15 protein-coding genes are annotated in these 14,267 nt (G+C 69.7%); 8 read left to right on the forward strand and 7 right to left on the reverse strand.

Features of this window, described 5'->3' with window-relative positions; translation table 11 throughout:
• Positions 1-49 precede the first annotated feature (49 nt).
• Complete coding sequence (locus tag Q0R13_RS07190) at positions 50-1,225, reverse strand: acetyl-CoA C-acetyltransferase (protein WP_293901617.1); 1,176 nt, start codon at positions 1,223-1,225, stop codon at positions 50-52.
• Between the two features lie 183 nt (positions 1,226-1,408).
• Between Q0R13_RS07190 and phaR the strand changes: the two genes are divergently transcribed.
• Together phaR and Q0R13_RS07200 are read left to right on the forward strand one after the other, a co-directional pair.
• Complete coding sequence (gene phaR, locus Q0R13_RS07195) at positions 1,409-2,035, forward strand: polyhydroxyalkanoate synthesis repressor PhaR (RefSeq protein WP_293901622.1); 627 nt, start codon at positions 1,409-1,411, stop codon at positions 2,033-2,035.
• Between the two features lie 31 nt (positions 2,036-2,066).
• Complete coding sequence (locus tag Q0R13_RS07200) at positions 2,067-2,405, forward strand: hypothetical protein (protein WP_293901625.1); 339 nt, start codon at positions 2,067-2,069, stop codon at positions 2,403-2,405.
• A gap of 202 nt (positions 2,406-2,607) precedes the next feature.
• Here Q0R13_RS07200 and Q0R13_RS07205 read toward each other — a convergent pair whose 3' ends face one another.
• Together Q0R13_RS07205 and Q0R13_RS07210 are read right to left on the reverse strand one after the other, a co-directional pair.
• Positions 2,608-2,931, reverse strand: coding sequence for a helix-turn-helix domain-containing protein (locus Q0R13_RS07205; protein ID WP_293901628.1), 324 nt, complete (start codon positions 2,929-2,931; stop codon positions 2,608-2,610).
• Between the two features lie 164 nt (positions 2,932-3,095).
• Positions 3,096-3,833, reverse strand: a complete 738-nt coding sequence (locus Q0R13_RS07210) for a glycosyltransferase family 2 protein (protein ID WP_293901631.1) — start codon at positions 3,831-3,833, stop codon at positions 3,096-3,098.
• Positions 3,834-3,877: 44 nt separating this feature from the next.
• On the opposite strand from Q0R13_RS07210, the gene Q0R13_RS07215 reads away from it, so the two are divergent.
• The 3 genes from Q0R13_RS07215 to Q0R13_RS07225 all read left to right on the forward strand — a co-directional run bounded on the left by Q0R13_RS07215 (position 3,878) and on the right by Q0R13_RS07225 (position 7,177).
• Positions 3,878-5,554 carry a glycosyltransferase family 39 protein gene (locus Q0R13_RS07215; RefSeq protein WP_293901634.1) on the forward strand — a complete coding sequence of 559 codons (1,677 nt, stop codon included), beginning with the start codon at positions 3,878-3,880 and terminating at the stop codon, positions 5,552-5,554.
• On the forward strand, positions 5,551-6,465 hold the full coding sequence (locus tag Q0R13_RS07220; RefSeq protein WP_293901636.1) for a hydroxymethylglutaryl-CoA lyase: 915 nt from the start codon (positions 5,551-5,553) through the stop codon (positions 6,463-6,465). Before Q0R13_RS07215 ends, Q0R13_RS07220 begins: the two co-directional genes overlap by 4 nt.
• A gap of 79 nt (positions 6,466-6,544) precedes the next feature.
• Positions 6,545-7,177, forward strand: coding sequence for a response regulator transcription factor (locus Q0R13_RS07225; protein ID WP_293901638.1), 633 nt, complete (start codon positions 6,545-6,547; stop codon positions 7,175-7,177).
• On the opposite strand, the gene Q0R13_RS07230 is transcribed toward Q0R13_RS07225, so the two are convergent.
• The 4 genes from Q0R13_RS07230 to yidD form a co-directional block, all read right to left on the reverse strand.
• Positions 7,170-8,957, reverse strand: a complete 1,788-nt coding sequence (locus tag Q0R13_RS07230) for a hybrid sensor histidine kinase/response regulator (protein ID WP_293901640.1) — start codon at positions 8,955-8,957, stop codon at positions 7,170-7,172. The two genes, Q0R13_RS07225 and Q0R13_RS07230, sit on opposite strands and share 8 nt — an antisense overlap.
• A gap of 118 nt (positions 8,958-9,075) precedes the next feature.
• On the reverse strand, positions 9,076-10,023 hold the full coding sequence (locus Q0R13_RS07235) for a glycosyltransferase family 2 protein (protein ID WP_293901642.1): 948 nt from the start codon (positions 10,021-10,023) through the stop codon (positions 9,076-9,078).
• Positions 10,020-11,993, reverse strand: coding sequence for a threonine--tRNA ligase (gene thrS / locus Q0R13_RS07240; RefSeq protein ID WP_293901644.1), 1,974 nt, complete (start codon positions 11,991-11,993; stop codon positions 10,020-10,022). Before thrS ends, Q0R13_RS07235 begins: the two co-directional genes overlap by 4 nt.
• Entirely contained in the window at positions 11,990-12,271 is a 282-nt protein-coding gene (gene yidD / locus Q0R13_RS07245) for a membrane protein insertion efficiency factor YidD (protein ID WP_293901646.1), read from the reverse strand. The genes thrS and yidD overlap by 4 nt, the downstream gene beginning before the upstream one ends.
• Before the next feature lie 462 nt (positions 12,272-12,733).
• Between yidD and Q0R13_RS07250 the strand changes: the two genes are divergently transcribed.
• From Q0R13_RS07250 to Q0R13_RS07260, 3 genes are all read left to right on the forward strand, one after another.
• A complete protein-coding gene (locus Q0R13_RS07250; RefSeq protein ID WP_293901649.1) occupies positions 12,734-12,868 on the forward strand; it encodes a hypothetical protein in 135 nt (44 codons plus the stop codon).
• 234 nt (positions 12,869-13,102) lie between these two features.
• Positions 13,103-13,459: a hypothetical protein gene (locus Q0R13_RS07255; protein ID WP_293901652.1), complete on the forward strand. Its 357-nt coding sequence runs from the start codon at positions 13,103-13,105 to the stop codon at positions 13,457-13,459.
• A gap of 473 nt (positions 13,460-13,932) precedes the next feature.
• On the forward strand, positions 13,933-14,267 hold a 335-nt coding region (locus Q0R13_RS07260; protein ID WP_293901655.1), incomplete at its 3' end, for a hypothetical protein.

Below are 14,267 nucleotides of genomic sequence, written 5' to 3' on the forward strand. Positions count from 1 at the left end.
GCCCTCGACTCCCTAAGTTAAACCCGACCCGGTTGATCCAGATTCGGTATCAGATCTTTTCCACGCACATCGCGACACCCATGCCGCCGCCGACACAAAGTGTCGCGAGGCCCTTGGTGGCGTCGGTGCGGGCCATCTCGTGCAGCAGCGTGGTCAGGATGCGGGCCCCGGACGCCCCGATCGGGTGACCGATGGCGATCGCGCCGCCGTTGACGTTGACCTTCGCCGGGTCGAGCCCCAGGTCGCGGACCACGCAGATCGACTGCGCCGCGAAGGCCTCGTTGCTCTCGATCAGGTCCAGGTCGCCGACCGCCCAGCCGGCCCGCTCCAGCGCCTTGCGGCTGGCCGGGATCGGCCCGGTGCCCATGATCTCCGGATCGACGCCGGCGTGGGCCCAGGAGGCGATGCGGGCCATCGGCTTCAGGCCCCGCTTCTTGGCCTCGTCGGCGGTCATCAGCACCAGCGCCGCGGCGCCGTCGTTGAGGCCCGAGGCATTGGCGGCGGTGACAGTGCCTTCCTTGTTGAAGGCCGGCTTCAGGCCCGAGATGCTGACCATCGTCGCGCCGTGGCGGATGTATTCGTCCTGGTCGACGACCGTGTCGCCCTTGCGGCCCTTGATCGTCACCGGCGCGATCTCGCCGGCGAACTTGCCGGCCTTCTGGGCGGCCTCGGCCTTGTTCTGCGATGCGACGGCAAAGGTGTCCTGGTCGCCGCGGGTGATCTGCCAGCGGCTGGCGATGTTCTCGGCGGTCTGGCCCATGTGGTAGCCGTGGAAGGCGTCCCACAGGCCATCCTTGATCATGGTGTCGACGAAGCTGAAGTCGCCCATCTTCTGGCCGTTGCGGATGTTGGCCGCGTGCGGCGACTGGCTCATGCTCTCCTGGCCGCCGGCGATGACGATGTCGGCCGAGCCGTCCTTGATCTGCTGGGCGGCCAGGGCGACGGCGCGCAGGCCCGAGCCGCAGAGCTGGTTCAGGCTCCAGGCCGGGCTCTCCTGCGGGATGCCGGCGTTCATCGAGGCCTGGCGGGCGGGCCCCTGGCCGGCGCCGGCCTGCAGCACCTGGCCCATGATCACCTCGTCCACGTCGGCGGCGACGATCCCGGCGCGCTCGATGGCCGCCATGATGGCGATCTTGCCCAGCTCATGGGCGGGCAGGCTGGCCAGCGCCCCGTTGAATGACCCCACCGGCGTGCGTGCGGCGGAAACGATGACGACGTCGCTCATAGCGGCTCCCTGCCCATTGGGCTCGATTTCAGGCGGCCCTGAATTATCTATCCTCTTGGCGTGGGTGCAGGGCAAGACCTCGCTTCGCAATTGATTGATGGCATTTGCTTATCTGCTCGCATCCGCGATACTGCGGTGCAGAAGGGGCCCACAGCACAGCAGGGCCGCGTATAAGGATTAGGGATGGCCGACACCCAGGACACCGGCGGCGGCGCCCACGCCGGCGCAACTTCGGGCGAGAAGGTTGTCATCAAGAAGTACGCCAACCGGCGTCTCTACAACACCGCCTCCTCCAGCTACGTCACGCTTGAACATCTCTCGGAGATGGTCAAGCAGGGCGTCGACTTTGTCGTCTATGACGCCAAGACCAACGACGACATCACCCGTACTGTCCTCACTCAGATCATCTTCGAAGAGGAAAGTCAGGGGCAGAGCTTGTTGCCGATCCAGTTCCTGCGGCAACTGATCGGCTTCTATGGCAACTCGATGCAGTCCTTCCTGCCCAGCTATCTGGAACTGTCGCTCTCGACCTTCACCCAGCAGCAGGAGCGGCTGCGCAACCAGTTCTCCTCCTTTGGCCAGACCGCCGGGATGGCAGGCTACGAGGACCAGATCCGCCAGAACCTGCTGTTGTTCGACCGGGCGATGAAGATGTTCTCGCCCTTCGCCTTCGCCCCCGGATCCCGGACCGAGGACGCCCAGCCGGCGACTCAATCCAAGACCGAGCCCGGGAACGATGACGCGCTTACGGCCTTGCGTAAGCAGATGTCCGAGATGCAAGCTCAATTGGACAAGATCGCGAAAGGCTAGGCCGTGGCCGACGCATTGCAGGTTCTGTGACATGATGTCCCGCATTGACCGCATCCGCAGGACGGTCTCGGCGCGCAGGGCGGCGAGAGCTGAGGCCGATCGCCTCGACGAGGTCGAGAGCGCGGCGCCCACGAATCTGCCCGTTCCCGTGGGGCCCGCGGTCACCGTCCAGCGGAGCTTCCGCGACGACCGCGGCTCGGGAGACTCCGAACTGAACGCCCAGATTCTGGGCCAGGACGGCCAGCGCCGCGGCCTGCGCGCCGGCCCGTCGATCTTCGATATCGCGCGGGCCGCCTACACCCGCATCGAATGGTCCGGCGCCTACGACCGCCGCGCCCGCAAGGGCCGCCAGGCCCGCACCGAGGTCTAGACGCCCCCAGCGTTCAGACTCAGTCATATCTTTGCGGGTCAATGTCATGGGCAACCAATACCGGTCATCCCGGCGAAGGCCGGGACCCAGATCCGATGGCTGAGATACTGATTGGAGGGAGTCAGCGCGCCTGGAGCCCAAATCCGAGCCATTCCATCTGGATCCCGGCCTTCGCCGGGATGAGCGGTATTGAGTATGGATCCTAGGCCGACCCGCCCCGCAGCCGGGCGATCTCCGCTTCCAGCAGAGCCACCCGGCGCTCCAGCGCCGCCAGATTCGCGTCGGCGGCCGACGGCGCGCCGGGCGCGGGTGTCGAGATTCCGGCCCGGTCGGCCACCTGCGCCGCCGACACGCCCAGCAGCTCGGCAAAGGCCGCCACCTGCCCGGCGGAAACTTCCCTCTGGTCCTTGAAGACCAGCGCCAGTTCGTCCGCTGTCAGGCCCGCCACGGCCGCCATCACCGCGCGCGACAGGCCGCGCTCCGCGAGCTTCGCCTCGAACCAGGGGGCGTCGAAGAACAGGGCCATGCCGCCGGAGCTCCTCTGGCGCGGGTCTTGCTTAACCGTGTTGGTAACCCGCGATCACGGACCGGCCCATGCTCATCTTCGCCTACCGCACGTTCGAGATCGCCCTGGTGACCCTGATCTTCACCGCCCTGACCTGAACCGACGTCGCCGGACCGCGCGGACGCTCAGACCTCGTCCACACCGCCCGGATCGCGCGAGCGCGACTGCAGCCACATCACCCCGAACAGGTCGGAGAGCGACGCCGCCAGCCGTCCGAGGTTGGTGTATTTGGACTGCCCCGTCTGGCGGTGGCGGTGGTTCACCGGGCGAAACGCGACCTGACAGCCCTCGCGAAGCATCAGCGCCGGCAGGTAGCGGTGGATGTGGTCGAAGTAGGGGAGCCGCAGGAACGCCTCGCGGCGGAAGGCCTTCAGGCCGCAGCCGGTGTCGTTGGCGGTGTCGTGCAGCAGGCGCTTGCGCACGCCGTTGCCGATCCGCGAGGCCAGCTTCTTGGCCCGGCTGTCCTGGCGCTTGACCCGTTCGCCGCCCACCAGGGCCAGCTCGGCCGGCCCGGCCAGCAGGGCGTCCACCAGGGCGGGGCCGTCGGCCGGGTCGTTCTGGCCGTCGCCGTCCAGGGTGACGATCACCGGCGCGCGGGCCGCCAGGATGCCCGAGCGGATCGCCCGGCTCTGGCCGGAATTACGGCGGTGGCCCAGCACGCGCAGCTGTGGGATCTCGGCCTTGAGGGCGTCCAGCGCCGCGCGCGTACCGTCGCGGCTGGCGTCGTCCACGAACACGATCTCGAAGGCCCGGCCCGCAAACGCGGCGGCGATCTCGCGCGCCAGGGCCGGCGCGGCGCCCTCCTCGTCGAAGACGGGGACCACCACGGAAATGTCGGGCGTCGAAGCCATGGGCGCCTGCATAGCCGAAAAGCTGGCGCGCGGAAGGATCGTGCTATCACCAGCCCATGACGCTGGACGGCGCCCTGGCGAGATGGAGTGGCGGCTGGCGCGGGCCCGCGGTCGCGGCGCTGATCGCCTTCATGGCGGGTCTGCCCGGGCTGATCGCCGTGCCGCCTCTGGACCGCGACGAGGCGCGCTTCGCCCAGGCCACCGCCCAGATGCTGGAGAGCGACGACTATGTCGTGATCCGCTTCCAGGACGGGCCGCGGTTCAAGAAGCCGGTGGGCATCCACTGGCTGCAGGCCGCCAGCGTGCGCCTGCTGTCCAACCCAGAGGCGCGGCAGATCTGGGCCTATCGGATCCCGTCGCTGCTGGGCGCCATGCTGACCGCGGCGGCCTGCGCCTGGGGGGCGGCGGCGTTCTTCGGCGGCGAGGCGGGGCTGCTGGCCGGGGCCATGGTGGCCGCGACCTTCCTGCTCTCCACCGAGGCCTTCATCGCCAAAACCGACGCGGCGCTGACCGGGACGACGACGCTGGCCATGGCCGCCCTGGCCCGGCTCTATGCGGCGCGCCGCAACGGGCCGCCCGCGGCCCGCCGCGTGGTGTGGATCTTCTGGGGCGCGCTGGCCGCCTCGATCCTGATCAAGGGGCCGGTCGGGCCGATGGTGGTGGGGCTGGCGATGATCGTGCTGGCGGTCTGGGACCGGCGGACCGGCTGGCTGGGCGGGTTGAAGTGGTACTGGGGCCTGATCGTCGTCCTGGCGGTCGTGGGCCCCTGGGCCGGGGCGGTGACGGTGGCGACGGACGGCGGGTTCTGGACCCAGGCGATCGGCTCCGACCTGGCCCCCAAGCTGGCCGGGGGCCAGGAGAGCCATGGCGCGCCGCCCGGCTACCACGCCCTGCTGACCCCGCTGCTGACCTTCCCGATGACCCTGTTGCTGCCGGCCGCCCTGGTGGCCGCGTGGCGTCACCGCGCCGAGCCCGGGGTGCGGTTCGCCGTGGCCTGGCTGGTTCCCACCTGGCTGGTGTTCGAACTGCTGCCGACCAAGCTGCCGCACTATCTGATGCCGGCCTATGGCGCCCTGGCCTGGCTGGCGGCCCGAGCCCTGGCCGAGCCGATCGGCCGCGTTTGCCGCTGGCTCGGCGCGGGCCTCTCCGCCCTGGCGGGCCTGGCCCTGGCCGGCGGGGTCTTCTACCTGCTGTCGCGCTATGGCGACGCCTCGGACGCCTGGGCGGCGACGCTGGCGGCCGGGCTGCTGGCGGCGGCGGGCTTGGCCGGCGCGGTCCTGCTGGTCCGCCAGGCGCCGCGCCATGCGGTGGTCGGCGCGGTGGGGCTGGGCGTGCTGGGCCACGCGGTGCTGGCGGCCGGCGTCGCGCCCCGCCTGGAGCCGCTGTGGCTCTCGGCGCGGCTGGAGACGGCCATGGGCAAGGCCCAGCTGCTGCCCCGCCAGGGGATGGCCGCGGCGCCGGTGGCGGTGGCCGGGTTCGCCGAGCCCAGCCTGGTCTTCGCGCTCGGCACCACCACCGAGCTGGACGGGGCGGACGAGGCGGCCCAGGCCATCGTCGAGAACCGCCCCGCCATCGTCGAGGCCCGGGAGGAAGCCGCCTTCCGCGCTGCCCTCAAGGCCCGCGGCGGCGAGGCGCGCCAGGTCGCCGAGGTGGCCGGGGTGAACTATTCGAAGGGCGACGCCATGACCCTGCGGGTCTATGTGGCGCCGGAAGACCATGAGGCGGAACCATGAGCCGGCGGATCGAGATCGTGGAAGTGGGGCCGCGCGACGGCCTGCAGAACGAAAAGACCCTGTTCGAGATCGACCAGAAGCTGGAGATGATCGCCCGGCTGGAGGCCGCCGGCGCGCGGCGCATGGAGGTGGTCTCCTTCGTCAATCCCAAGCGCGTGCCGCAGATGGCCGGCGCCGAGGAGATCATGGCCGCCCTGCCGCACACGGCCGGCCGCTCGCGGATCGGCCTGGTGCTGAACATGCGCGGCTGGGACCGCTGCGTGGCGGCTAGGTGCGACGAGGCCAATGTCGTGGTCTGCGCCACCGACGCGTTCGGCATCCGCAACCAGGGCGCCTCGTCAGCCGAACAGGTGGCCGCCATGGCCGACATCGTCGGGGTGCGGAAGCCCGGCGACCCGCCGATCTCGGTGACCGTCAGCGTCGCCTTCGGCTGCCCCTTCGAAGGCGAGGTGCCTGAAGCCCGCGTCGTGGAAATCGTCAAGGCCGCCGCCGACCTCAAGGTGGCCGAGATCGCCCTGGCCGACACCATCGGGGTGGCCGACCCCTGGCTAGTGCGCCGCCGCGTCGAGGCCGCCCGCCAGGTGATGGGCGACGTGCCCCTGCGCCTGCATTTCCACGACACCCGCAACACCGGCCTGGCCAACGCCTTCGCGGGTGTGGAGGCCGGGGTCGACGTGCTGGACGCGTCGGTGGGCGGCCTGGGCGGCTGTCCCTTCGCCCCCAACGCCACCGGCAACATCGGCACCGAGGACCTGGTCTACATGCTGGAGCGCGCCGGCTTCGAGACCACCTATGACCTCGGCCAGCTCATCGAGATCGGCAACTGGGCGTCGGGGCTGCTGGGCAAGCGCACCGCCTCGTCGCTCGGCCGCGCGGGCGGATTCCCCTCTGAGGCGCGCGTGGTGGCCTGAGTCACACCAAATACGCTAGGCTGCTTCACCGACCGGCGTCCCGCCGGCCCGGCCGTCTCCGCCCGGATCGGGGAGCTGCGTGAAGATCCTGATCGTCGACGATCATGCGCTGGTCCGGCAAGGCGTCTCCGCCCTGCTGGAGCGCCATGCCGGCGCCCAGGTGCTGCAGGCCCAGGGCAGCGCCGAGGGCCTGGCGCTGGCGCTTGAGCACGACGACCTGGACGCGGTGTTCCTCGACCTCTCAATGCCGGGCATGGACGGGATGTCGGCGCTGCGGGAGTTCGGGCAGACCCGGCCGGCCCTGCCGGTGATCGTGCTGACCGCCGCCGACGACCCGAACCTGGTGCGCCGCGCCTTCGCCGCCGGGGCGCTGGGCTATGTGCCCAAGTCGGCGACCGCGGACACCCTGCTCTCGGCGCTCAGGCTGGTCCTGGCCGGCGAGGTCTTCGTCCCGGCCCTGGTGCTGCGCGAGCCAGCGCCGGCCGCTGCGGTCGCCGCGCCCTGGGCCGCCCCGGCCAGCATCACGCTCACGGGACGCCAGACCGAAGTGCTGCGCCACCTGGGCGAGGGCCTCTCCAACAAGGTGATCGCCTATCGGATGGGGGTCAGCGAGAAGACCGTGAAGGCCCACATGACCGGCGTGCTCCGGGCCCTGGCGGTGGGCGGCCGGGCCGAGGCGATCCAGTCGGCCCGCGCGGCCGGGCTTATCTGACAGCTTCAGCGGCGTCCTGCGCCGGCGCCTCCCGCCGGATCAGATTGCCCAGCGCGGCGCGCAGCTTGCCCGGCGGCACGGGCTTGTGCAGCAGGACCAGGCCCGTGCGGTCGGCCTCGCGCAGCCGGGTCGGGGCGGTGTCGCCGGTGATCAGCAGGGCCGGGATCTCCGCGCCATAGGCGGCCCGGATCGCCCGGATCGCCCCCAGCCCCGTCTCCCCGCCGCGCAGCCGCCAGTCGCAGATCAGCAGGTCCGGGACCGCGCCGCCTGCGACGCCGGACAGCAGCTCCGCGGCCGATTCCGCCACCGCCACGTCGTAGCCCCAGAGGCGCAGGAGGTCGGCGGTGCCCTGCTGGACCGCCGGATCGTCGTCGATCACGAACACCCGGCCGCCCCGGATCGGCGGCGCGAACAGCGGCTCGGGGGCCGACGCCTCGGCCTCGCGCGTCGCCACGGGGACGGAAATCCGGAAGGTGGTGCCGCCGCGGGACGGGGCGCTCAGGCCGATCGGGCAGTCCAGCAGCACCGAGAGCCGCCGGGTGATCGCCAGGCCCAGGCCCAGGCCCATGGTCCGGTCGCGCTCGGGATTGGCGACCTGGAAATACTCCTCGAACACCGCCTCCTGGTGCGCGGCGGAGACGCCCGGCCCGGTGTCGGAGACCTCGATGGTCAGCCGCGGCCCGCGCCGGCAGCCGACCAGAACGCGCCCCTCCACGGTGTAGCGCACGGCGTTGGAGATGACGTTGCGCAGCATCCGCTCCAGCAGCAGCGGGTCGGTCTCCACCACCGCCGAGGACGCCACGAGCCGCAGCCGCACGGGGCGGCCCTCGAGCTCCGCGGCCTGCTCGCGGCAGATGCGCTCCAGCAACGGCTGGACCGCGAACGCCCGCGAGGCGGGCCTGACCACGCCCGCGTCGAGCTGGGAGATGCCCAGCAGGCTGTCGAACAGCCCGCTCATCGCCTGCACCGTTTCGGCGACCTGGCCGGCCAGGCGGACGCCGTCGCGGTCCAGGCGGGTGCGGCCCAGCGCCTCCACGAACATGCCCAGCGCGTGGATCGGCTGGCGCAGGTCGTGGCTGGCGGCGGCCAGGAACTGGGTCTTGGCCAGGTTGGCCTGCTCGGCGATGTCCTTCTGCCGGCGCAGGTCGTCGGCCAGGTCGAGGTTCTCGAAGCGCAGCCTGAGCGCCTCGGCCAGGAACCGGCCCTGCCCGAACCCCAGCACCGCCACCGACCCGGTCAGGGCCAGGGCCAGCAGGCCCAGGGCCCAGTAGAGCGGATTGGTCTGGAAGGCGCTCCAAACCACGAACGGCATCAGGGCCGGGAACAGCAGGGCATAGAAGGCCGGGATGTAGCTGCCTAGCGAGGAGACCGACGCCGAGGCCGCACACGCCACCACCATGCAGACCCAGACCTGCTGCTCCACATGGCCGGGCGCGGCCAGGAACACGCCGCCCACGCCCCAGCGGAAGCCCTCCGCCAGGCTGGCGATCACGAACCGCCGCGCCCAGATGCGCCAGTCGCCGTCTGGCCGCGGCTGGCGCGAATACCAGGCCCAGAGGATGAGCTGCCAGGCCGCCACCGCCAGGGTGAGGCCGAACCAGATTCCCACGACCGGCGCGCGGGCCGGGGCGATGCGCACCAGCACCCAGCTCAGCACCGTCACGCCGAACAGGGCGCCGGCGACCCCCACGGGCACGTTGCGGTAGAGGCCGCGGATCAGCTCGGCCTGCTCGCGGTCGCTCTGCCGCGGACGTTCCTGCCGTGCCGCCTGGTCCGCCACCCGTCCTCCGCCGATCCCGGTGGCGCAGTCTCTCAGACAAACGGCGCGGCGGCCAATCCTGCAGCGTGGAGGAACTCGCGCGCCGGACGTCGTTGCACACGCTGGGGGAGACGGAGGGTTACGAAACCCGGCTCTTCAGGGCCCAGACCAGCGGGCGCGCCAGGGCCAGGCCGACGACCAGGGGCGAGAGCAGCCAGGCGGTGACGTGCTGGCCGACGCTGCCGGCGCGCTTGCGGAAATAGCGGGCCAGGCCGACGCCCTTATGGAATTCCACCTTCAGCGGGCTGGTCTGGCTGGTGCCGCCCAGGTGGATGACCTCGGCGCGGGGGTGGAACAGCACCTCGCCGCCCTCCTGGCGCACGCGCCAGCACAGGTCGACGTCCTCGACGTGCAGGAAATAGCCCTCGTCGAAGCCGCCCAGGCCCGCGAAATCCGCCCGTCGCATGCAGAAGCAGGCGCCGGATATGGTGGGGGCCGGGGCCACCTGGTCGGGCAGCGCGTTCCGCTCCCAGTGCACCTCCAGATGCCGCCAGGCCGGGACCAGCCGGGCCAGGCCGCTCATCGACAGCAGCGCGCTGAGCGGGGTGATCTCGCCGCGCCGCGCGCCGCGCTGTTCGGTGCGGTCGGCGTTCAGCACCCGGCCGCCGACGATGCAGGGCGAGGCCCGGTCGGCGATCTCGCGCACCAGTTCGGCGATGCATCCCGGCTGCAGGAAGGCGTCGGGGTTCAGGAACACCAGCAGGTCGCCGCGGGCGTGCTTCGCGCCCAGGTTGGCGCCCTTGGCGAAGCCGACGTTGCCGTGGCCCTGAACCAGCACCACCCGGTCGTCGCGGTCCAGGACGCGCAGGCGTTCGGCCTCGCGCGGCTCGGAGCCGTTGTCGACGATCACGAACTGGTCGACCAGCGGATCGGCCAGCACGCAGGCCAGGCTCTGCTCCAGCGCCTCGCCGGTGCGATAGACCACCATCACCACCGAGACGCTGCGGCGGGGCCGCAGGGCGTCGGTCGTGGCCGACGGTTCGCTGGCGATCGGGGAGGCGCGGAGCGGTGCGGCGACGCCGTTCATCCAGCCTCCTTTTCACCGTCCAACCCGGACGCGTCCCCGACGCGGACCTTGCGGGCAACATCGGGCGGGTTGGCTTCGCTGGCAAGGCTGTTCACGGCCTCGGCGAGGGTGAGGATCTGCTGCCCGTCGGAGCCAAGGCGGCGCAGGGCGAGCTTGCCCTCCTCCGCCTCGCGGCGGCCGACGACGGCGATCACCGGGACCTTGGCCAGGCTGTGCTCGCGGACCTTGTAGTTGATCTTCTCGTTGCGCAGATCGGTTTCCACCCGCAGGCCCTGGGCCCGAAGCGCCGCGACGGCCTTCAGGGCGAAGTCGTCGGCGTCGGAGGTGATCGTGGCGACCACCACCTGCACCGGCGCCAGCCACAGCGGAAACGCCCCGGCGTAGTTTTCGATCAGGATGCCAAGGAAACGCTCGAAGGACCCGAGGATCGCCCGGTGCATCATCACCGGGACCTGCTTGGAGCCGTCCTCGGCGACATATTCCGCGCCCAGCCGCTCGGGCAGCACGAAATCGAGTTGCAGCGTGCCGCACTGCCAGATCCGGCCGATGGCGTCCTTCACCGTGAAATCCAGCTTCGGGCCATAGAAGGCGCCGTCGCCGGGATTGAGCTCATAGTCGACACCGGCCGCCTTGACCGCCGCCTCGAGCCCAGCTTCCGCCTTGTCCCAGACCGCGTCTGAGCCCGCCCGGTTCTCAGGCCGCGTGGCGAACCGCAGACCGGCCAGCTCCAGCCCGATATCCGCATAGACCGTCGTCAGGAGCTCGATGAACGCCTTGGTCTCGCTCTCGATCTGGCCCTCGCGACAGAAGATATGCGCGTCGTCCTGCGTGAAGCCGCGCACCCGCATCAGGCCGTGCAGGGCGCCCGACGGCTCATAGCGGTGGCAAGAGCCGAACTCGGCGAACTTCAGCGGCAGGTCGCGGTAGGACCGCTGGCCGAAATTGAACACCTGGATATGGCCTGGGCAGCTCATTGGCTTCACCGCCAGCGTCTCGCCCTCCTCCGTCTCGCAGACGAACATGTTGGGGCGGTACTTTTCCCAGTGGCCGGATTTCTCCCACAGGGCGCGGTCCATCACCTGCGGCGTCTTGATCTCCTGGTAGCCTGCGGCGTCCAGGCGGCGGCGCATGTAGCGTTCCAGCGTCTGATAGAGCGCCCAGCCCTTGGGGTGCCAGAACACCATGCCCTTGCCCTCTTCCTGCATGTGGAAGAGGTCCATGGCCCGGCCGATCTTGCGGTGGTCGCGCTTCTCGGCCTCCTCCAGGCGGTGGAGGTAGGCGGCGAGGTCGGCCTCGCTGGCCCAGGCGGTGCCGTAGATCCGCTGCAGCATCGGGTTGCGATGGTCGCCGCGCCAGTAGGCGCCGGCCAGCTTGGTCAGCTTGAAGGCCTTGCCCGCCGCCTTGGTGGACGGCAGGTGCGGGCCGCGGCACAGGTCCTTCCAGGTCCCCTGGCGATAGACCGTGACGGCCTCGCCGGCCGGGATGCTGCCGATGATCTCGGCCTTGTAGAGCTCGCCGATCGACGTGAAGTGGGCGATCGCCTCGTCACGGTCCCAGACCTCGCGGACGATGGGCTCGTCGCGGTCGACGATCTCCTTCATGCGCTGCTCGATCTTGCTGAGGTCGTCCAGGCTGAACGGCTCGTCGCGGGCGAAGTCGTAGTAGAAGCCGTCCTCGATCGCCGGGCCGATGGTCACCTGCGTGCCGGGGAACAGCTCCTGCACCGCCTCGGCCAGGATGTGGCTGACGTCGTGGCGGATCGTCTCCAGGGCCTCGGGGGCGTCTCGGCCGAGGATCTCGAATTTGCCGCCATGCTCCAGCGGCCGCTCGACGTCCAGCAGTTCGCCGTCCAGCTTGATGAGGACGGCGCGCTTGGCCAGGGACGGCGCGATCGAGGCGGCCACTTGCTTGCCCGTGACGCCGGCCTCGAACGGGCGCTTCGAGCCGTCGGGGAAAATCAGGTCGATCATGTTTCACACTTCCAGTCGCGCGCCTGGGAGCCCGTTTCCTTTGGGCCCATCTGGCGCGGCGGCGGCGGCGGGTCATAGCCCGCGCCACCCCAGGGATGACAACGACAGATCCGTTGCGCGGCGAGCACGCTCCCGCGCCACGGTCCGTGGCCGATCAGGGCTTGCGCGGCATACTCCGAACAGGTCGGCGCGAACCGGCACTGCCGCCCGATCAGCGGCGATAGCGTCAGCTTGTAGGCTCTGAGGAGCCCACGGACGCATCTCTCGTAGAAGCTCATGCCGGCTGCGGAACTTGCGATCTGGACCCCGTGCCTACGCCGGGACCCCGAGAGGTTCAAGCCACGCCGGCGGGGGTAGTTCGCGTCCCGCCAATCGTCGTCGCCCCGCGGATCGCGAGGGTCGGGAAGGCGCGTTCTTCTCGGACGGGCGTCGGCATGGCCGGGGCCGATAGCACGATCGCGGTTGAAACGGAACCGGCTCCAAGCGCCGGCGTGGTATGATAGTTTCATACCGCTCCACTCCCAAGGCGAGTGTTCCCGATGTCGACGGTCCAGAAACGCACCTTCAGCCTGGCCGAAGACCAGGCGGGCGCTGAAGGAGCGGGATGAGGCGGTGGAACGGTGGCTGCGGGATATCGTCGTGCCCCGGATCCAGGCCGTCGACGCGGATCCGTCCATCTTGATACCTGCCGACGTCGCCTTTGCGCGGATCCGCGCCAGGATCCGGGCCAAGACCGAGTCGTGAAGCGCCGCACGGTCGTCTTGACGCCGCATGCGGCAGACGACCTGGCGAGCCTCGGAATGTGGATCGCCGAGGCCGCGTCGGTCGACGTCGCCCTTCGGTATGTCGCTCGCATCGAGGCGTATGAGGATTAGCCTCACCGACGGCCCCCAGCGAGAGGGCTGGTGGCCAGGCTTTGAGCTGAGTGCCTTGCGTCAGACTGATGCCTTTGCTTGGCGGGGCTTATGTTGAGATCTCTATGCTCGTGGTGGCGGGTGGTGCCTAAAACGCGGCTCATCCGGCCGGTGCCCTTATCCCCCACCGCGCGCCGGGCATCAACTGACTTGACGCAGTGACGAATCTAGAGCGGCGCCGTAGCCTGCGGCGGGATGGCCGCAGACGCTGATGACGAACTAGCTGCGCAGGAGCCAAGCGAGGAAGAGTTCGCGCGCTGGCTTCGTCCCTTTGAGTTCCTGGCGTTGCGCGGCAACCTGGGCCCGCACTCGGCGGTCGAAGTCATCGAGGTGCGCCTGTCGGGCGGCCTCCTGCCCGTCGCTGCGGGGCTTACGAAATTCACCCGAAACGGCGAGGAAGTGCGCTACCCGCTGGCCATGTTTCCGCATGAGTGGTGGCACCGTGTTCCGCACGGCGATCCGCACCTCCGCTTTTGGACGGCGCCGGTCGTTGACGTCATCCAACCCGGCGTCAGCGGGAGACAAGCCATGCGGCTCACACGCGGTCCTTGATAGGTGAATCCAGAAACCAAAACGGCCCCTCGCGTGATGCGGGGGCCGTCCGGGCGGTGGATCTGATGTGACAGTCGAGATTCCCACGTTCCGGTTTCCACTGCAACCACCAGGGAGCCGCCGGGGGCAACTCCGGCGGCTTTTCATTATGGCGCTGCCTGTGCTTAAGTTGTGCCCATGGGGGACTCAACGTCAGCGGCGCCAACCGTTCCGGTGCCGAAAGGTGACGGAGACCAAGCGCTTCAGGTCGAATACAAGGGAACGAGCGTCAAGGCGTCGGAAGGGGTAGTACACGACCTAACTTCATGGCTGGATCGCAACCCGATCGAATTCGGTCTCATTATCGTGTTCTTGGCGTTTTGGGTTTGGCAAGCCCGTCTGGGTAAACGTGAGCGCTCTGACAACGGGGTTGAGTTCGAAAGGGTGCGGCGCAATATACGCGACGCGCCCAAAACGCGAAAAGGAAGATCGGCATGAGCCTCTGGACCATTCTGCCGGTTGCCATTGCAGCGGCGCTCCCGCTTTCTGCAATTGCGGCGCGTGAAGTCCAGCGCCGCATCCAGCCCGTTCGCCTTGAGCTAGCGCGGCGGGGAGAGGCTGCCCTTCAACGGGGGAGCTTGTCGCCTCAGGCCAGATCCGACATCGAATTTATGCTTGAAACCGCGTTCGGCGTTCGGTGGCTGCTGCTGGCAATTCTTCCTCTCGTGCCGTTTATCGCCGCCGCCCACGTTATCAGCCGCAGGCTGCGCATGTCTGTGGCTAAGGCGAAGGGCGCTCTCCAGCGAGACGCTGAGTGGAAAGAGATAAG

The sequence above is a fragment of the Phenylobacterium sp. genome, assembly GCF_025351295.1.
Taxonomy (GTDB): Bacteria; Pseudomonadota; Alphaproteobacteria; order Caulobacterales; family Caulobacteraceae; genus Phenylobacterium.